Origin of the sequence: Sphingopyxis fribergensis (assembly GCF_000803645.1) — a bacterium.
Lineage (GTDB): Bacteria > Pseudomonadota > Alphaproteobacteria > Sphingomonadales > Sphingomonadaceae > Sphingopyxis > Sphingopyxis fribergensis.
Genome location: NZ_CP009122.1, coordinates 441,283 through 460,866 on the forward strand (window position 1 = coordinate 441,283; position 19,584 = coordinate 460,866).

Sequence of the window (19,584 nt, forward strand, 5' to 3'; positions counted from 1 at the left end):
AGATTTCCGCATCCAATCCCCGCGATTGCCTCCTTTTCCGGCAACCGATGATACGTTGATAGAATCCATTTTTGCCGATAGGAAGCATATATATCATATAATAATGGGGAAGAGAATATGGACGGCATCGGCAAGGCCACGATCCGGCGCGTCACATGGCGGCTCATGCCGCTGCTTTGCCTGCTGTATCTCGTCGCCTATATCGACCGGCAGAATGTCGCTTTCGCCAAACTTCAGATGGTCGGCGACCTCGGGCTCAGCGAAGCCGCCTATGGGCTGGGGTCGGCGTTATTCTTCCTCGGCTATTGCATCTTCGAGATTCCGAGCAACCTGATCCTCGAACGCGTCGGACCGCGGTTGTGGTTCGCGCGGATCATTGGGGCGTGGGGTCTTGTCACGCTGGCGCTTGGCTTCGCCTGGACTCCGACGAGCTTCTATATCCTTCGCTTCCTGCTCGGTGTCGCCGAGGCCGGCTTTTTTCCGGGCGTACTCTATCTGCTTACCCTGTGGTTTCCGCAGACAGAGCGCGCGCGAGCAATCGGGCTGTTCCTGATCGCGAGCGCGTTCGCCAATGCCGTCGGCGCAGCGATTGGCGGCCTGCTGCTCGAACTCGACGGGGTGGCCGGGCTGCGCGGATGGCAGTGGGTTTTCATCGCAACTGCGATTCCAGCCTTGCTGCTGGTCCCGGTCGTTCTCGCGCGCCTGCCGCGTGGCCCTGCGGAGGCGCGGTGGCTGACCGCCGAACAAAAGGCTTGGCTCGCGGCGACGCTCGCCGAAGAAGGCGGCGCAAGGGAACATGCGAATCCCTTGCGTGCGCTTGGCGACCGGCGCGTGATCCTGCTCTGCATCGCTTTCCTCGGCTTCCCGCTTTCGGCCTATGGGCTGAGCTATTGGCTGCCGACGATCGTGCGCGGCTTCGGCGTGGGTGACGCCGCCAACGGTCTGCTCAACATCATTCCATGGCTCGCCGTCGCGGCCGCCTTGTGGTGGCTTCCGCGATGGGCGGCGGGCCGCGCCGGGGTGCGCCGCTTCATCGTCGGCCCGGCTTTTGTTGGCGCCACCTGTCTGGTGCTTGCGACCATGCTGCCGTCGCCGCCGCTTCAATTCGCAGCGCTGTGCATCGCCGCCGCCGCCATCTTTGCCGGCCAGCCCTTCTTCTGGGTGTTGCCCGGCCGGTTCCTTACCGGCGCGGCGGCGGCGGCGGGTTTTGCGGCGATCAACTCGGTCGGCAATCTCGGCGGCTTCGTCGCGCAGGCGGTAGTCCCGAAAATCCACGACGCGACGGGCAGCGACCTTGCGCCGATGCTCTTCCTCGCCGCGATGCTCGCTCTCTCGGCGGCCGCGATTTTCCTGATCGAACGAAGGATTCCGCGGGGCGACGCCGACCGATTTCCGGTTGCCACGGCCGCCGACTCTTTATAAAACACATTGATCATATAAATGGGAGGGTCAGATGAATCATATTTCGAAGCTGCTGGTCGGCGCCGCGCTTTTGGCAAGCAGCGCCAGCGTCGCCGCCTATGCGCAGACCGCTGCGCCGCCGCCAAAGAAACCCGCCAATTCAACTGCTAACACAGCAGGCTACACTGCGCCCGGCACCACCGAGGGCGGGCCCGCCTATGTCGGCCCGATCATGAGCGAATGGGGCCGCAGGGTGACCCCCGAGAATGCGTGGCGCAGCTATCCGCGCCCGCAGATGGAACGCGACACCTGGATGAACCTCAACGGGCATTGGGATTATGCGATCCGCCCCGCAAACGAAGCGCAGCCCACGGCGATGGACGGCAAGATCCTCGTCCCCTTCGCGGTCGAATCGAAACTGTCGGGGGTCGCGCGCAAGCTGATGCCCGACGACCGGCTCTGGTATAAGCGCAGCTTCACGCTGCCCGCGAAATGGCCGGGCCAGCGCACGTTGCTGCATTTCGGCGCGGTCGATTATGAATCGACCATATTGGTCAACGGCGCGGTCGTTGGAAGCCATAAGGGCGGTTCGGACCCGTTCAGCTTCGACGTCACCGCCTATCTGCGACCCGGCGCGAACGAACTCGTCGTGCAGGTGACCGACCCGACCTCGACCGGCGACCAGCCGCGCGGCAAGCAGACGCTCGAACCGCGCGGCATCTGGTACACGGCGGTCAGTGGTATCTGGCAGACGGTATGGCTCGAGCCGGTGTCCGATCTTCATATCGCCGACGTTCGCGCGGTGCCCGACATCGACAAGGGCGAACTGACGGTCGATGTCGCGCTCAGCAACACCGCGACCCCCGCCGATGCGGTGCGCATCACCGCGCGCGACAAGGGCAAGCTGATCGCGAGCACGATCATACGCGGCAACCGGCAGGGCGTGCTCAAGATCCCGAAAGCGCGGCTGTGGTCACCCGACGACCCCTATCTCTATGACCTGACCGCCGAACTGGTGAAGGTGACCCCGCCGCAGGGCGCCGGCAACGACCGGACGGGGCTACCGCCGATGACCGATCGCGAGGTTCAGGCCTATGCCGCCGCGACGGTTGTCGGCAGCCCCGTCGACAGCGTCAAAAGCTATTTCGGGATGCGCAAGATCTCAACCGGCACCGATCCGAAGACCGGCAAGCTCGCGTTGCTGCTCAACAACAAGCCGCTCTTTCACAACGGCACGCTCGATCAGGGCTGGTGGCCCGAAAGCCTGCTTACCCCGCCGTCGGAGGAAGCCGCGCGCAGCGATATCGTGTTCCTGAAAAAGGCCGGCTTCAACATGCTGCGCAAGCATATCAAGGTCGAGCCCGCGCAATATTATCACGACGCCGACCGGCTCGGCATCCTGATCTGGCAGGACATGCCCTCGGGCGCGTTCGGCGATCAGGCGGTGCGGCGGCAGAGCGACCGCGAGGCGACCTTCTCGTCGGCGGGCATGGCGCAATATCAAAGTGAATTGTCGCGCATGATCGGCGCGCTGCGCGCTTTTCCGTCGATCGTGATGTGGGTGACGAACAACGAGGGCTGGGGCCAATATGACGTCAAGACCGTTGGCAGCATCGCCAAGAATATGGACCCCAGCCGGCTCGTCAATAACGCCAGCGGCTGGTTCGACGTGCCCGGAAGCGGGTCGGACGTCTATGACATCCACACCTACGACGAAGTGCCCGTCGCGCCCGCACCGCAGGCCGATCGCCCGATCGTGACCGGCGAATTCGGCGGCGTCGGCCTGCCGATCCCTGGGCATCGGTGGTTCACCGACCGCGACGCGCGCATCTATCAGTTTGCGACCGACAAGGAAGATTATCGCCGGCGCTACAAGATCAAGTTCGACGAGATCATCCGCCAGGCAAAGGAAATCGGACTCGCGGCGTCAGTCTATACCGAAACCAGCGACGTCGAGGGCGAACTCAACGGCCTGCTCACCTATGATCGCGCGGCGTCGAAGCTGCCGGTCGAAGATTTCGCCAAGATCGCCAAGCCTTTGTTCGAAGATAAATAGCGGAAAGGGAGAGCCGATGGCACGACGCTTCGCGGCGACCCGCTGGGTCACGACAACCATACTGGCGACGCTCATGGGTGTCGCCGCACCCCCGGCCTTCGCCGCGCCGGCGGCCGCGCCATCGGCTCCGGCCTCCGCGGCGGCGGGCAAGCCCAATATCCTGTTCGTCCTCGTCGACGACATGGGGTTCGGCGACCTGTCGGTCATGGGGAACAAGAAGGTCCAGACCCCCAATCTCGACCGGCTGGCGCAGGGCGGCGTGCTGATGACGCAATTTTACGATTCCGCGCCAATCTGTTCGGCTTCGCGAGCGGGGCTCCTGACGGGGCGTTTTCCCGCCGAGGTCGGCTTCATCAACTATGTCAGCGACCGCGCCTATAATGCCTCGATCGGCCAGGCGGACTGGCTCGATCCGAAGCTTCCCACCGTGGCGCGCCTTCTGAAAGGCGCCGGATATGAAACGGCGCATATCGGGAAATGGCATCTCGGCGGCGGACGCGACATCGGCAACGCCCCATGGCCGACCGCTTATGGTTTCGACCATAGTTTCACGACCTTCGAGGGGCTGGGGCCGCGCGTCCTCGTGTCCGACGAGGAGCGCTTCCTTGCCGAGCAATCGGACGAACTGGGCGAGGGGCCGCGTTTCTGGGAACTCAAGACCAACCTCACCGGCCTCTATGCGAACATGGCGGTCGATTTCGTCGCGCAGCATTCGGACGAGCCCTGGTTCGTCAACCTGTGGCTCAACGATATGCACGACCCGTGGGCGCCCGACGACGAAAGCCTGTCGGATGTGATGGGCAAGGGCGAATCTTCGGACGATGACCGGATGCTTGCCTCGCTGGTGAAGATGGACAAGACCCTCGGCCGCCTGTTCGACCGGCTCGACCAGATGGGCGAGATGGACAATACGCTCGTCATCGTGACCAGCGACAACGGACCCTCATCGGCACAGCGCTACTATAAGGGAGACGAGGTCGCGCCGGGCAGCACCAACAATCTGCGCGGGCGCAAATGGAGCCTCTATGAAGGCGGTATCCGCCAACCGCTGATCCTCTATTGGCGCGGCCACACCAAGGCCGGCCATCGCGACGAGCGGACCGTGGGGCAGGGCGTCGACCTGCTGCCGACGATCGCCCGCATCGTCGGCGCCAAGACGCCAGCCGGGGTCGACGGGATCGACCTGTCGCCGGTGATCGGGGGCGCCGCCGTCGCCAATCGACCCGACCTTTATTGGGCCTATGGCAAGGAAGGCGCACCGAAGGAACCGCCCCAGCCGGCGATGGAGCGCGATCAGGCGCCGCCTTTTGCGATCCGCGAGGGTAACTGGAAATTGCTTGCCGAGGCCGGCGGTGCAAATCCTCAACTCTTCGATCTGGCGAGCGACCCCACCGAAGCCACCGATGTCGCCGCCGGCCAGCCCGCGATCCGCGACCGCCTGCTCGGCAAGCTCCAGGCGTGGATGGCGAAGCTTCCCAAATATCGGGCGCAATAACAAAGGCCCCGTCGCGATCTCGCGGCGGGGCCTTTCCTTAACAGGATAAAGGGCGGCGGCAGATCGATGCCGCCGCCCTTTCTCGTCAGAATTTGACGCGGACACCGACCGAATAGGTCGTCTCGTCATACGCCATCTCGTTGTTGATATTGGAATATCCCGGATAGTCGTAATAGGTCGATGTGTTGCTTCCGAGGATATTGGTGCCGCCGACATCGACGCGGATTTTGTCGGTGATGTCGTATCCGATGTTGAAGTCGAGACGTCCCGCTCCGCGCGCATAGGTGACGAGCGCCGGCACCTCGAGCGAAGCGATCGTTTCTGCGGTCATCGGCCGCAACGTCGGCTCGCCGCTCGCGTCGAGCGAAAGATATTTCGAGCGATAGGTATATACGAGCCGTGCGCTGACCCCGCTCTTTTCGTACAACAGGCCGACAGTGTAATTATATTTCGACACGCCCTGCAGCGGATATCCCGCGAGCGGATCGTCCCCGCCAACCTTTGAATCGGCGAGGGTGAAGGCGCCCTGCACGCCAAGTCCCGACAGCGCGCCGGGGAGGAAGTCGAAGAAATATTGGCTGCTGAGTTCGATACCCTTCAGCGTCGCCTGCCCGACGTTGCGCGGGCGCGAAACCGCATAATCGACGCCATCGATCGCCTCGACCGCGCCGCTGGTGATGACGCGGTCGCTGATGTCGCGATAATAGCCGGCAATCGCGACATAACCGCTGGGGAAATAATATTCGAAGGTCGCATCGAGGCTCTCGGACTTCTGCGCCTTGAGGTCCGGATTGCCCGCATTGCCTGTGCTCTGAACCAGAGGATTGTTTGACTGGTTGAGCGTGATCGCCGGATTGAGCGAACCGAAATTCGGGCGGCGTAGCGACTTGGCATAGCCGAAGCGGATCTGAATATCGTCGCCGATCCGGAAACGTGCGGTCGCGTTCGGCAGCCAGTCATGGTCGACCGTGTCGGCGGTCAGCCGGTCATACTCGCCCCCCCCTGCGGGTATGAACGTGCCGATCGTCCGGCTCGTGCGGATATAGCGCACGCCGACGACGCCATCCAGCGTGATGCTGTTCGATAGATCGGCTTCATATTTGCCCTGCACATAAGCGGCGAGCGTGTCTTCCTTGGCATCGAACGCGCGCCCGGGATCATAAGCTGGCCGCCCGGCAGGCAGCCCGAAATAGGCCCGCGCGGCGTCGAGACCTTCTTCGGAAAGCAGAAAGTCGGGGTTGGGGATGTAGAAGCGCGAACCATTGTTGAGGTCGGGTGCACGCGACCCGAGTGCAAGGAAGTCGTCGGGCAGGCCGGTGTTAGAGACAAGCACTGCTGCCGCGTCGTTTCCGGTGCCGATATTGCCGCCCGGCGTCGCCTTGTTCAGATTGACCGATTGTTCCTCGGCTGAACGATGCGCGTAACGAACGCCGACAGCGACGTTCGACAGAAAACCGTCCAGATCATAATCGACATCGCCCTTCGCTTGGAACAGCTTGCCATGGTTCTCGGTGAAATTCTGGATCAGCGCATTGCGGATATAGAGATTGTCGCGGCTGAGCAGCGCGTCGCCGGGTACCGTATATTCGGCATGGCCATCGACATCCATCGTCACGGTTAGGCTCGGCAGTCGTTGTCCGATGTCCGATGTGATATTCTGCAGTTCGTATTTCGAGGTTTGATACGCGACATCGAGCACCGCGTTCAGCCGGCCCTCGTCATATTTCAGCCCGCCGGCGAATTGCTTGTTGTTCTGGTTGAGGTCGCGGGCCTGGGTCGTCTGGTTCGACACAAGGTTGGCGAAGGTCATGCTTTCGGGCTGGCACAGCTCGACAGGGTTGGCGAGTTGCGGCGCGGTCAGCGTCCAGGACTTGTTGCCGTCGGCGTCGGTCTGGATGACCGGATTGTTGCCGTTCGAGCGGACATAGGTGCTGATGCAGCTGGTGCCGGGCTTGATGTCGGTGATCGTCGTGCCGTTGGTGAACGGCTGGATATTGGCGCCGTTACGGCTGCCGCGATCGCGGAAATAGGTGTAGAACCCTTCGACATAGGCTTCGAGAGACGGCGACGCCTGCCACTGCAGCGCGCCGTTGAGCTGGTGGCGCTCGATATAGCCTTGCTGCGGGAAATTCTGGAGGATGCCGGGGATGACATAACCCGGCGTGTTGAATGGCGCCGTGTTGGTGCTGCGCCGCTGGAACAGCACTGTCGTTGCGCGATAATAATCCGACTTCGAATAGGTGCCGTTGATCAGCGCGCCGATTTCGCCGATCCCGGTGTCCCAGCGATCGGTCGCGAGCAGGCTGAACTGCGGATTGATCTTGTCGACGCGGTCGCCGTAATTGGCGCGCCCGCCCAGCACGACGGTCGGATCCTTGAAATTGAACGGACGGTTGAGCTGAAGGTCGATGACCCCCGCGAGCCCGCCTTCGGTCAGGTCGGCGGTCTGGGATTTGAAGACGTTGACGCGCGACAAGGCTTCGGCCGGCATGTCCTGCAAATCGAAATTGCGGCCGACCGTCGAAAACACCTCGCGTCCGTTCACGGTGGTCAGCACGTCGGGAAGGCCCCTCACGCGAACGTCGCCCAACTCGTTGTTGCGGTTGGTCGACACCTGCACACCGGGCACGCGCTGGAGCGCCGCTGCGGTCGTGGGGTCGGGAAGCTTGCCGATGTCCTGTGCGACGATCGCGTCGACTACCTGCACCGAATCGCGCTTGATATCGGCCGCGCGTTCAAGTGAACGGCGGATGCCCGTCACGACGATGGCCTCATCGGTATCCTGCGGCGCTTCTGCGGCCGACGCGCTCTGCGCCGGGCCGGTCGGATCTGCGGATTGCGCCCAAGCCGCCTGGCTCGCGACGATCGCGGACGCCGCGACGGACAGACCGATTTGCCTCTTCATGCCTTCCACTCCCACCTGTTCGGGCTCCAGGCATTTTTGCCCCGTTGGCCTCGTGGGAAGACGATGATTGGATGCTGTCACGAAGTCAATATATATATGATATATACGACTGCTGAATATTGGCCGTCGGCTTTCCGGCCACCGTTGTTCCGATGTCGCGCTTCATCGTGCCTCGGCGAGGACCTTCGATAGCTGGATGGGGTCGGCCTTTCAGCTTCGGTAGCGTCCTGTGCCGAACAGATGATGGAACCCGCCGGCCGGTCGGTACCATGCGCCGCGTGTCGTCTGGCGTCGCGTCCAGTGAAGCGGTCAGGTGGCCCATTCGGCAGGATCGGATTCCTCGCCGATCAGCGCGAGCCCGTGGGCGATCGAGGTCAGTTCGCCGCCGGTTGCGATGCGTTCTTCGCCGAAGCGGCGGTCGAACAGCGCGCGGATTGCAGGGATCAGCGACGAGCCGCCGGTCAGGAAGACGCGATCGATCTTTGCCGGCGTGACAGACGCCCGCGCGAGGGCCTGGTCCATCGCCGCCTCGATGCGGCGAAGATCGTCGGCAATCCATTGCTCGAAATCGGCGCGGCGCACTTCGGCGCCGATTTCGATGCCGCCGCCGGTGAAATGAAATGGCGCGTGCTTGCTGCTCGACAGCGCGCGCTTGAGCTTGCCCACGGCATCATAGAGCGGAAATCCCTGCTCATGTTCGATCAGCGCGATCATGCGGCCGATCAGATCGGGGCGCTCGGCATCGCGTTTCAGCCGTCGGATTTCGTCGAGGGTGCGCCGGTTGCGCATCATGGCCAGCCGCGACCAGTCGCCGAAATCGGCGAAATAGCCGCCCGGAATCTCCAACAGCTTATCGAACGAACGATATCGGCTTCCTTTGCCGAGCAAAGGCAACACCAGCCGGTCGACGATGCGATAGTCGAAACGGTCGCCCGCGATGCCGATCCCCGATGAGGCAAGCGGCACACAGCGGCGCGGCGCACCCGGTTCGGCGACACGGACGATCGAAAAGTCGGTCGTCCCACCGCCGAAATCGGCGACGAGGATCGTCGTGGGCTCAGTCAGGCGCGAGGCATAGCTGTGCGCGGCGCCGAGCGTTTCGTGGACATAATAGATTTCGGTACCGAAGGCCGCGAGCATCGCGTCATAGCGCTGGCGCGCGAGTTCGGGATCGGGCCGCGCGCCCGCATATTCGACCGGCCGGCCGACGATGATGCGGCGCGGCCGTTCGTCGAGCGCACCGCCGGCGTGGGCGACAAGTCGCTGAAGGAACAGCCGCCCCATATCTTCGAAGCGGAACGGCTTGTTGAATATCATAGCGCGCTCGAACAACGGGCTCGCGGCGACGCTCTTGAACGACTGGATGAAGCGGCTGTCGAGCGGCGATTGCAGATATTCGTCGATCGCCCATGGGCCCGCTTCGTGCGCAATACCGTTCCAGCCGCGCTCCTCTTCCCAGAAGCAGAGCGCCGAGCGGAACACCGCATCGCCCGCGTCGCCGAATGTGACGAGCCGGGTGCCGCCCTGCCCATCGGCTAGCGCGACGACGCTATTCGTCGTGCCGAAATCGAGCCCGAGCGCGCTCGCGGCCGCCTTGTCCATGACATGCTCCTGTGCTGGGGATCCCCGGTGGGGGCGGCGCCTATTGCACGGCAGGGCGGGCGGAGCAAGTTTGGGCAGGGCTCTTAGGCTTCGGGACCCCAGGCGCGATAGAAGGTGTCGACCGCGGAGTCGATTTCGTCCTGCAAGCGGCTGAGGTCGCGGCTTTCGGGAAGATTGAGGACTGCAAATTGATAAAGGCCCGACTGGAGCAGGCCAGAAAATTGCTGCATCGCGCGCATCGGATCGCCCATCCTGATCTCGCCGCGCACCATCTTTTCGGCGACCCAATCGGCCATGCGTGCCTTCCCGCGGCGCGGGCCGCGGTCATAGAAGGTCTCGGCGAGATGCGGGAAGCGATCGGCTTCACCGACGACGAGACGATAGAGCGACAGCAAGGGCTTCGCGGTCAGCTTGGTCATCAATATGTTGCCGAACCGGCGGAGGACGTCGGTCACGGGCTCGTCGAGCGGCAGCTCGATCGTCAGCGCGTCGCCATATTGTTCGACGATGCCGTCGACGACCGCGGCGAACAGATCCTCCTTCGACGGGAAATAGGTCCACAGCGTCGTTTTTGATCCGCCGACCTTGCTGGCGATCGACGACATTGTCGTCCCGGCATAGCCGTTGGCGAAGAACAACTCGCGCGCGGCATCGACAAAGGCTTTGCGGCGCATCGCCGTCGCATCGTCCAAGGCTGCCGTACTATCTGGTATCATTTCGATTGACAACGCATTCTCCGGGGCTCATTGGCGCATGATACCAGCTAGTATCGTGGGAAGCCATGCCCCGTTTGATTTTTGCCACAACCGCTGTTTTCGGCCTGCTCGCGGGCTGCGCAACCGTCCCCGACGTCGGGCCGAAGCCGGTTCCGGCGGCGGCCGAGTCGCTTGAATCGCGCACGACTTTCGTCGGGGCAGAGGGCCAATGGCCCGCCGAAGGCTGGTGGCGAGGCTTCGGCGATGCCCAGCTCGATACGCTGATCGCCGAGGGGCTGAAGGGCTCGCCCGGCGTCGTGATCGCCGCCGCGCGTGTCCGCGCCGCCGATGCGGTGGCACAGCAGGCGGGGGCCGCGCTGCTGCCGCGTGTCGGCGCCGAAGGCAGCGTCGGGGGAACCCAGCAGAGCAAGAATATGGGCATCCCGCCCGATTTCGTGCCCGATGGCATCCGAGACACCGGCCACATCGCCGCGACCTTCAGCTTCGATCTCGACCTATGGGGCCGTAACCGCGCGGCGCTCGCGGCGGCGACATCTGAGGCCGAGGCGGCGCGCGTCGACGAGGCGCAGGCGCGGCTGATGCTCACGACCGGGATCGCGTCGGCCTACGCCGATCTGGCGGGCTATTATCATGCGCGCGACGTCGCCAATGACGCGGTGCGCGTCCGCACCGCGAGCGCCGACCTGTCGGGCGAACGGGCGCGGGCGGGCATCGAGAATCAGGCGAGCCAGCGGCAGGCCGAAAGCCGCGCCGCGTCGGCGCGCGCCGACGTCGTCGCGCTCGAGGAAGCGATCGCGACGACGCGCAACCGGCTCGCCGCCCTCATCGGTGCCGGCCCCGATCGCGGCCTGTCGATCGCGCGCCCGCAGATGGCACGGCCGTTGCTCGGTCTGCCCGCAAATGCAGGAATCGACCTGATCGGCCGCCGGCCCGATATCGTCGCGGCGCGGCTGCGCTCCGAGGCTGCCGCCAAACGTATCGACGTCGCGCGCGCCGATTTTTACCCGAATATCAGCTTGTCGGCGCTCGTCGGGCTCCAGTCGCTCGGCCTGTCGAACCTGTTCAAATCGGGGTCCGAATATGGCAGTGGCGGCGCTGCGATCAGCCTCCCGATCTTCGAGGGTGGGCGGCTGCAAGGGCGTTATCGCGGATCGCGCGCTGACTATGATGTCGCGGTCGCAACCTATGACCGCACGCTGATCGGCGCACTGCGCGATGTCGCCGACATCGTCGCGCAACGCGCCGCGACCGAACGCCAGCTTGTCGGGCGGCGCGAGGCACTGACCGCCGCGGCCCAAGCTTCGAAGCTCGCCCGGCTGCGCTACCGTGCCGGGCTCTCGAACCAGATCGTCCAGCTCACCGCCGAGGACAGCATGGTCGCATTGAGCCGCGCCGTCGCCGACCTCGAAACGCGCCAGATGACACTCGATATCGCCCTGATCCGCGCGCTCGGCGGCGGATACCGGGCGAGCAATATGACAGGAGACGAATGATGGCCGACGAAACGGCTGCTGCCGAAACTGGCGCTCCCGAAGCAACTCCCGAAGCCAACGGCGCCAAGCGCAAGAAGCTGCTGCGCATCCTCGCGATCGTCGTGGTGACGGTCGCGGTCCTGTGGGGCCTCTGGTATTTCCTGACGCAGGCGGGGCGCGTCCACACCGACAACGCCTATGTCGGCGCCGACTCGGCGCAGGTCACCGCGCTGGTTTCCGGTCCCGTCAAAGAAGTCCGCGTCAGCGGCACGCAGGCGGTGAAGAAGGGCGACATCCTCGTCATCCTCGACGACGCCGACCAGCGCATCGCGGTCGCCGATGCCGAAGCCGCGCTGCGCCTAGCGCGCCAGCGTTACGGACAGGCGAGCGCGACCGCCGACGCCGCCCGCGCCCGCGTTTCGGCGCGCGGCGCCGACATCGCGCAAGCGCGTGCCCGGCTGCGCGACGCCAATGCGACGGTCGAGCGCGCCCGCGCCGAACTCGCGCGGCGCGAAAGCATTGCGGGCACCGGCGCCGTGTCGGGCGAAGAGCTGACCTCGGCGCGCGCAGCGCTCGCGTCGGCTTCGGCAGCGCGCGACCTTGCCGCCGCCGGCATCGCCTCGGCCGAAGCGACGCGCGGATCGGCGAGCGGCGATCTTGGCGCCGCCGAAGCCGTCGTGCGCGGCACGACGGTCGACACCGCCCCCGACGTCGCGGCCGCCGAGGCGCGGCTCGAAAAGGCGAAGCTCGACCTTGCGCGCACCGTGCTGCGCGCGCCCGTCGACGGCATCGTCACCAATCGGCAGGTGCAGGTCGGCCAGCGGATCGCCGCGGGCGCGCCGATCATGATACTCGTCCCGATCAGCACCGCCTATGTCGACGCCAATTTCAAGGAAAGCCAGTTTGAGGACATCCGCATCGGCCAGCCGGTCGAGCTGGTGTCCGACTATTATGGCGGCGACGTCGTCTTTCGCGGCAAGGTCGTCGGCGTCGCCGGCGGAACCGGCGCAGCCTTCTCGCTGATCCCCGCGCAGAATGCGACGGGCAATTGGGTCAAGGTCGTCCAGCGTCTGCCGGTGCGCATCGCGCTCGACCCGAAGCAGCTCAAGGAGCATCCGCTGCGCGTCGGGCTGTCGATGGAAGCCACGATCGACACGCGCGGCAACTGACCCATGGCCAGCGCCGCTCTCCCTCCATCCGCTATCTCGGCAGAACCGCAGCCACTGACCGGTGTTCGGCTGATCGTGGCGGCCTTCGCGCTCGCGCTCGCCAATTTCGTCGTCGTGCTCGATACCACGATCGCGAATGTGTCGGTGCCGCATATCGCGGGCGGGCTTGCGGTGTCGCCCACCCAGGGAACATGGGTGATCACCAGCTACGCGGTCGCCGACGCGATCAGCGTGCCGCTCACCGGCTGGCTCGCGATGCGCTTCGGCACGGTGCGCTGGTTCATGATCTCGATCATCGGCTTCGGCATCTTCTCCTTCCTCTGCGGCGTATCGCGCACGCTCGATGCGCTGGTGCTTTTCCGCGTGCTGCAGGGCCTCGCCGGCGGCCCGCTGATGCCGCTGTCGCAGATCCTGCTGCTGCGCATCTTTCCCAAGGAAAAGGCTGGGATCGGCCTCGCGATCTGGGCGATGACGACGACCACCGCGCCGATCCTCGGGCCGATCCTCGGCGGCACGATCAGCGACAACTGGACCTGGCCGTGGATCTTTTTCATCAACCTGCCCGTCGTTGCAATCTGCGCCTTTGGCGTGTTCACGTTGCTGACGCCGTTGGAGACGAAGCGCGCCAAGGCGCGGATCGACGTCATCGGCCTGATCCTGCTCGTCGTCTCGGTCGGCGCGTTCCAGATCATGCTCGACACCGGACGCGAGCATGACTGGTTCGGATCGGTGTGGATCATCGGGCTCGCGGTCGTCGCCGCGATCAGCTTTGCCGCCTTCGTAATCTGGGAACTGACCGAAGCCAATCCCGTGGTCAACCTGCGCATCTTCCGCTTTCGCGGCTTCACCTTCGCGACGATGGCGATCTCGCTCGGCTTCGGCGCCTTTTTTGCGCAGGTCGTGCTGACGCCCCTCTGGTTGCAGCAAGTCGCCGGCTATACCGCGACCGAGACAGGCTTCATCGTCGCCTGGCTGGGCGTCTTCGCGGTGCTGTTGTCGCCCGTCGCCGCGGGGCTGATTACGAAAATCGACGTCCGCATCACCATCTGCGCCGGGATCCTCTGGATGGCCTTCATGTCGATCCTGCGCGCGAGCTGGAACGCCGATGTCGGCTATTGGACGCTGGCGATGCCCCATATCCTGCAGGGGATCGGCATGCCGTTCTTCTTTGTGGGGCTCACCGCGCTTGCGCTGAGTTCGGTGCCGCCGCATCTGCAGACCTCGGCGGCCGGTTTGATGAGTTTCCTGCGTACCTTATGCGGAGCGATCGGCACCGCGGTGGCAACGACAGCGTGGGACGATGCCAGCCGGACCTCGCGATCCGAACTGGTGTCGGCGCTCAACAATCCCGAAGCGGCGATGACTTCGCTGCAAAGCGCCGGCCTCACGCTCGAACAGGCGCGCGCCGCGATCGAACGGCTGGTCGAGGTGCAGGCCTCGACATTGGGGGTGCTGCACTTGTTTCTCGCGTCGGGCGTGGTCTTCGTGATCGCCGCGATCTCGGTATGGTTCGCGCCGCGCCCGAAACAGATTTCGATGGGCGGCGGGCACTAGCCTTATTTGGCGAAGAGTTGTCCGAGGTCGGCGAACGCCTTGAACTCGAGCGCGTTGCCGGCGGGATCGCGGAAGAACATCGTCGACTGTTCGCCCGGCTGACCCGGAAAGCGCGTGTGCGGTTCGATCACGAACTCGGTGCCTGCGGCATTGAGTCGCTCGGCGAGCGCCCGCCATTCGGCGGGCGGCAGCACGACGCCGAAATGCGGCACCGGCACCGCATGGCCATCGACCGGATTATGCGCGGCGGCGGCGGGCGAAGAGTCGACGCGGTGCGCAACGATCTGATGCCCATAAAGGTTGAAGTCGATCCAGTCGGGATCGCTGCGTCCTTCGGGGCAGCCCAGGACGGTGCCGTAAAAATGTCGCGCGGCGTCCAGATCGTCGACGGGAAAGGCGATGTGAAAGGGGGCAAGACCGGTCATGCACCCTATTTGCCGTACCTGCGCGCGGAATGCCAGTCCGGGACTTGGGTTGTGCGCCGCAACATGCTAGGCGCGCGGCCATGCTGACGATCAACGGAATCACTGTACGCCTTGGCGGGCGCGCCATCCTCGAACGCGCCACCGCGAGCCTGCCGGCGAAAAGCCGCGTCGGGCTGATCGGGCGCAACGGCGCGGGCAAATCGACACTGATGAAGGTGATGATCGGCCAGCTCGAAGCCGACGAGGGCAGCATCGACATGCCGCGCAAGACGCGCGTCGGCTATATCGCGCAGGAAGCGCCGAACGGCACCGCGACGCCTTTCGATACCGTGCTCGCCGCCGATACCGAGCGGGCCGAATTGCTCGCCGCATCGGAGACCGAACAGGACCCCGACAAGCTTGGCGACATTCACGAGCGGCTGATCGCGATCGACGCCTATACCGCTCCCGCGCGCGCCGCGCGCATCCTGATCGGGCTGGGTTTCGACGAGGAAATGCAGGCTCAGCCGCTCGACAGCTTCTCGGGCGGGTGGAAGATGCGGGTCGCGCTCGCGGCGCTGCTGTTCTCTGAGCCCGACCTGCTGCTGCTCGACGAACCATCGAACCACCTTGACCTCGAAGCGACCTTGTGGCTCGAAAATTTCCTGCGCGCCTATCCGGGGCAGCTCGTCGTCATCAGCCACGAGCGCGACCTGCTCAACAATGTCGTCGACAATATCCTGCATCTTGAGGGCGGCAAGGTGATGCTCTATGCGGGCGGCTATGACGCGTTCGAACGCCAGCGCGCCGAACGCGCGGCGCAGCTCGCCGCGGCCAAGGCGTCGCAAGATGCACAGCGCGCCAAACTCCAGGACTATGTCGCGCGCAACAGCGCGCGCGCCTCGACCGCGAAACAGGCGCAGTCGCGCGCCAAGATGCTCGCGCGGATGCAGCCGATCGCCGCCCTCGCCGAGGACCAGACGCTCGCATTCGATTTTCCGAGCCCCGACGAACTCAAGCCGCCGCTGATCACGCTTGATTTGGCGAGCGTAGGTTACGCCGATAAGCCTGTGCTCCAGCGGCTCAACCTCCGCATCGATCCCGACGACCGGATCGCGCTGCTCGGCCGGAACGGCAATGGCAAGACGACGCTCGCACGCCTGCTCGCGGCGCAGCTCGCGCCGATGGCGGGTGCGATGGCAGCATCGGGCAAGATGCGCGTCGGCTATTTCACCCAATATCAGGTCGAGGAACTCGACGGCAGCGACACCCCGCTCGCGCATATGACGCGCGTGATGGAGGGCAAGACGCAGGGCGCCGTCCGTGCGCAACTCGGTCGCTTCGGCTTTTCGGGCAACAAGGCGGTGACGCAGGTCGCGAAACTGTCGGGCGGCGAACGCGCGCGGCTCGCGCTCGCGCTTATCACGCGCGACGCGCCGCATCTCCTCATCCTCGACGAACCGACGAACCATTTGGACGTCGATGCGCGCGAGGCTCTGGTGCAGGCGCTCAACGGCTTCGAGGGCGCGGTGGTTCTCGTCAGCCACGACCGCCACATGCTCGAACTCACTGCCGACCGGCTCGTGCTCGTCGATGACGGCACCGCGCGCGAATATGACGGCAGCATGGACGACTATGTCGACATGATCCTGGGCAAAGGGCCGCAGAAGGACCGCGTGTCGAAAGCCGACAAGAAGGAAGATCGCAAGGCCGCCGCCGCGGCGCGCGAGGCCGCCGCGAAGATCAAGAAGGACGTCTCGGACGCCGAGGCAGATCTCGCCAAATATGAGGTCGTCCTGTCCGCCATCGACCGCGCGATGTTCGACCCGCAGGGCGCCGCGAGCGAATACAAAGGCCTGACGATGAGCGAGCTGTCGCAGCGCCGCGGCAAGATCGTCGCCGCGCAGGAAGCCGCCGAAGCACGCTGGGTGGCAGCGAGCGAAGCGCTGGAGGCGTTTGAGAAAGCGGCGGCCTAGATTATCGGTCCTAGCTTCGTCACCCCGGACTTGATCCGGGGTCCAGACCTCCAAAGCGGCCAAGGATGCCGGATCAAGTCCGGCATGACCAAGTTGTTGTGGGCTCACCCGCATTGACTCCCACACTCCATTCCATCATAATAGTTTCAATTGAAACTAGATGGGAATGCGACATGGCCGACCTTTTCGATAATCCGCTGGGCCTCGACGGCTTTGAATTCGTCGAATTTTCGGCGCCCGAAAAGGGCATTCTCGAACCCGTGTTCGCAGCGATGGGCTTCACGCAAATCGCGCACCACCGTTCGAAGGACGTCCAGCTGTGGCGCCAGGGTGGGATCAACCTGATCGCCAATTACGAACCCAAATCGCCCGCAGCCTATTTCGCCGCCGAGCACGGCCCGTCGGCGTGCGGCATGGGCTGGCGCGTCCGCGACGCCGCGAAAGCCTATAGCGAAGCCATCGAGCGCGGCGCCGAGCCGGTCGAGGTAAATCCCGGCCCGATGGAGCTGCGGCTGCCCGCGATCCGCGGTATCGGCGGCTCGATCATCTACCTGATCGACCGTTACGGCGACGACCTCAGCATTTACGACATCGATTTCGTTTATGAGGATGGCGTCGATCGCCACCCGGTCGGCGCGGGGATGCAGCTGATCGATCACCTGACGCACAATGTCTATGGCGGCCGCATGGCGCATTGGGCAGCCTTTTATGAGCGGATCGCGGGTTTCCGCGAGATCCGCTATTTCGACATCAAGGGCGAATATACCGGCCTGACTTCGAAAGCGATGACCGCCCCCGACGGCAAGATCCGCATCCCGCTCAACGAAGAGGGCGCGGGCGGCAAGGGCCAGATCGAGGAATATCTGCGCGCCTATAATGGCGAGGGCATCCAGCATATCGCGTTCAGCTGCGACGATCTCTACGCCGCGTGGGACAAGCTCAAGGCACTCGGCAACCCCTTCGCCCCCGCACCGCCGGCGACCTATTATGAGATGCTCGAAGAGCGCCTCCCGGGCCATGGCGAGTCGGTCGAGGGCCTCCAGTCGCGCGGCATCCTGCTCGACGGTTCGACCACCGAAGGCGACCCGCGCCTGCTGCTCCAGATTTTCGGCCAGACCGTCATCGGCCCCGTCTTCTTCGAGTTCATCCAGCGCAAGAAGGATGAAGGCTTCGGCGAGGGCAATTTTACGGCGCTGTTCAAATCGATGGAAATGGACCAGATTCGCCGCGGAGCCTTGGAAATCAAAGAGAACGCTTGACCCCTTCACCGTTCGCCCTGAGCTTGTCGAAGGGCTGTCTTTTTCTTTGCGCGAGGGAAGAAGAACGGTGCTTCGACAAGCTCAGCACGAACGGAGTTTGGTAGAATGACCAGCCAATCCCCCATCAAACTCGGCGGCGTCCACCACGCCGCCTATCGCTGCAAGGATGCGAAGGAAACGGTCGATTGGTACGAGCGCATGCTCGGCATGACCTACACCACCGCCTTTGCCGAGGATCATGTGCCGTCGACCGGCGAATATGACCCCTATATGCACGTCTTCCTCGAGGCGGGCAACGGCAACATCCTCGCCTTTTTCGAGCTGCCGAACCAGCCCGTCATGGGCCGCGACGAGAATACCCCGGCGTGGGTCCAGCATCTCGCATTCAAGGTCGGCAGCTTCGACGAGCTCGTCGCGGCGAAGGCGCATCTGGAAAGCGAGGGCGTCGACGTGCTCGGCCCAACGCACCACGGCATCTTCAAGTCGATCTATTTCTTCGACCCCAACGGCCACCGCGTCGAACTGGCGTGCGACATCGGCACGGCGGCGCAATATGCCGAGCTGAAGCGCGTCGCGCCGCTGATGCTCGAAGAATGGAGCCAGACCAAAAAGGCCCCGCGCCACGCCGACTGGCTTCATACCGCGGCGAACGAGTAAAAGGCTGCGTGCCCCTGCGAAGGCAGGGGCCCATCTCCCGCCGTCAACTTTTTAAACCACCGTAGCTGAGAGCGTATAGCTCCGGTGATGGACCCCTGCCTTCGCAGGGGCACAAGTGGCTTGATTATTTCCTGTCGAGCCCGATGCTCTCCAGCGTCGCGCCGCTGCACTTATCGGCTTCCTTGCTCTTGCCGTCACCCGACAGCGCGCCGATCGCTAGGAAGCCCGCGACCACCGCGACCAGAAACGCGGCGGTGACCCAGATCAGATATTTGTCGATAAACGCCTTGATCGGTGCCCCGAACAGCCGGAACAAAATGCCGACGAGCATGAAGGAAAAGGCCCGGCTGGCAAGGCTCGCCCACAGGAAGGTCCAGAAATTCATGTGGATGAAGCCGGCGGTGATCGTCAGCAGCTTGAACGGGATTGGGGTCGCCCCCTTGATCAGGATGATCTCGGCGCCGAATTCGCGAAGATAGCAGGCGGCCGGCGGGAAGGCATCGGTAAGCCCGAGCACGCCGAGCAGCCACAGCCCGACGCTCTCGTACAGGAAGAAGCCGATTCCATAACCGAGCATCCCGCCCAATACCGAGGCGAGGGTGCAAATGATCGCATAGCGCACCGCCTTCTTCGGATTGGCCAAGCACATCAGCCCCAGCATCGGGTGCGGCGGGATCGGGAAAAAGCTTGCTTCGACGAAGGACACCAGCGCCAGCCAGAACTCGGCGTGCGGATGCGCGGATTTCTCCATGGTCCAGTTATACAGATTCTGGATCATGGATTTGTTACGCGGTGTGGCGGTCATGCTGGTCCTTGCGGTGGCGACGTCGACCTCCCTATGCCGCTCACGTCACGCGAAGTCGAGCCGAAGCCGGTCATGCCGTGATCAAAACGCCGAAGCCGCTCGCGAACGGCTCC

Annotated in this window: 14 protein-coding genes; 9 read left to right on the forward strand and 5 right to left on the reverse strand. The window is 64.2% G+C overall.

The window, feature by feature from the left end:
* The first annotated feature begins 117 nt into the window (after window positions 1–117).
* From SKP52_RS01955 to SKP52_RS01965, 3 genes are read left to right on the forward strand one after another with little or no spacing between them, the layout of a single operon-like run.
* On the forward strand, window positions 118–1,422 hold the full coding sequence (locus tag SKP52_RS01955; RefSeq protein WP_081997169.1) for an MFS transporter: 1,305 nt from the start codon (window positions 118–120) through the stop codon (window positions 1,420–1,422).
* Window positions 1,423–1,453: 31 nt separating this feature from the next.
* Entirely contained in the window at window positions 1,454–3,457 is a 2,004-nt protein-coding gene (locus SKP52_RS01960; RefSeq protein ID WP_228383794.1) for a glycoside hydrolase family 2 protein, read from the forward strand.
* A gap of 16 nt (window positions 3,458–3,473) precedes the next feature.
* On the forward strand, window positions 3,474–4,952 hold the full coding sequence (locus tag SKP52_RS01965) for a sulfatase-like hydrolase/transferase (protein WP_039571074.1): 1,479 nt from the start codon (window positions 3,474–3,476) through the stop codon (window positions 4,950–4,952).
* Window positions 4,953–5,037: 85 nt separating this feature from the next.
* Here SKP52_RS01965 and SKP52_RS01970 read toward each other — a convergent pair whose 3' ends face one another.
* The 3 genes from SKP52_RS01970 to SKP52_RS01980 form a co-directional block, all read right to left on the reverse strand.
* Window positions 5,038–7,857, reverse strand: coding sequence for a TonB-dependent receptor (locus SKP52_RS01970; protein ID WP_039571077.1), 2,820 nt, complete (start codon window positions 7,855–7,857; stop codon window positions 5,038–5,040).
* Between the two features lie 309 nt (window positions 7,858–8,166).
* Window positions 8,167–9,459 carry an Hsp70 family protein gene (locus tag SKP52_RS01975; protein WP_039571094.1) on the reverse strand — a complete coding sequence of 431 codons (1,293 nt, stop codon included), beginning with the start codon at window positions 9,457–9,459 and terminating at the stop codon, window positions 8,167–8,169.
* An 83-nt stretch (window positions 9,460–9,542) separates the two neighbouring features.
* The gene (locus tag SKP52_RS01980; protein ID WP_039571109.1) at window positions 9,543–10,151 is read right to left on the reverse strand and encodes a TetR/AcrR family transcriptional regulator; all 609 of its coding nucleotides are present in this window, start codon (window positions 10,149–10,151) and stop codon (window positions 9,543–9,545) included.
* Between the two features lie 89 nt (window positions 10,152–10,240).
* Here SKP52_RS01980 and SKP52_RS01985 point away from each other — a divergent pair, with 89 nt between their 5' ends.
* Genes SKP52_RS01985 through SKP52_RS01995 form a run of 3 tightly spaced genes read left to right on the forward strand, consistent with a single transcriptional unit; the run spans window position 10,241 to window position 14,370 of the window.
* Window positions 10,241–11,668, forward strand: a complete 1,428-nt coding sequence (locus tag SKP52_RS01985) for an efflux transporter outer membrane subunit (protein ID WP_039571112.1) — start codon at window positions 10,241–10,243, stop codon at window positions 11,666–11,668.
* Complete coding sequence (locus SKP52_RS01990; protein WP_039571115.1) at window positions 11,668–12,816, forward strand: HlyD family secretion protein; 1,149 nt, start codon at window positions 11,668–11,670, stop codon at window positions 12,814–12,816. Before SKP52_RS01985 ends, SKP52_RS01990 begins: the two co-directional genes overlap by 1 nt.
* A gap of 3 nt (window positions 12,817–12,819) precedes the next feature.
* Window positions 12,820–14,370, forward strand: a complete 1,551-nt coding sequence (locus SKP52_RS01995; RefSeq protein WP_039571120.1) for a DHA2 family efflux MFS transporter permease subunit — start codon at window positions 12,820–12,822, stop codon at window positions 14,368–14,370.
* A 2-nt stretch (window positions 14,371–14,372) separates the two neighbouring features.
* On the opposite strand, the gene SKP52_RS02000 is transcribed toward SKP52_RS01995, so the two are convergent.
* Window positions 14,373–14,795, reverse strand: coding sequence for a VOC family protein (locus tag SKP52_RS02000; protein WP_039571123.1), 423 nt, complete (start codon window positions 14,793–14,795; stop codon window positions 14,373–14,375).
* Window positions 14,796–14,875: 80 nt separating this feature from the next.
* On the opposite strand from SKP52_RS02000, the gene SKP52_RS02005 reads away from it, so the two are divergent.
* The 3 genes from SKP52_RS02005 (at window position 14,876) to SKP52_RS02015 (ending at window position 18,666) form a co-directional block, all read left to right on the forward strand.
* The gene (locus tag SKP52_RS02005) at window positions 14,876–16,750 is read left to right on the forward strand and encodes an ABC-F family ATP-binding cassette domain-containing protein (RefSeq protein ID WP_039571125.1); all 1,875 of its coding nucleotides are present in this window, start codon (window positions 14,876–14,878) and stop codon (window positions 16,748–16,750) included.
* A gap of 173 nt (window positions 16,751–16,923) precedes the next feature.
* A complete protein-coding gene (hppD, locus tag SKP52_RS02010; RefSeq protein WP_039571128.1) occupies window positions 16,924–18,009 on the forward strand; it encodes a 4-hydroxyphenylpyruvate dioxygenase in 1,086 nt (361 codons plus the stop codon).
* A 105-nt stretch (window positions 18,010–18,114) separates the two neighbouring features.
* Window positions 18,115–18,666, forward strand: coding sequence for a VOC family protein (locus tag SKP52_RS02015; RefSeq protein WP_039571130.1), 552 nt, complete (start codon window positions 18,115–18,117; stop codon window positions 18,664–18,666).
* Window positions 18,667–18,790: 124 nt separating this feature from the next.
* Here SKP52_RS02015 and SKP52_RS02020 read toward each other — a convergent pair whose 3' ends face one another.
* Entirely contained in the window at window positions 18,791–19,444 is a 654-nt protein-coding gene (locus SKP52_RS02020) for a YqaA family protein (protein WP_039571132.1), read from the reverse strand.
* Between the last annotated feature and the right edge of the window lie 140 nt (window positions 19,445–19,584).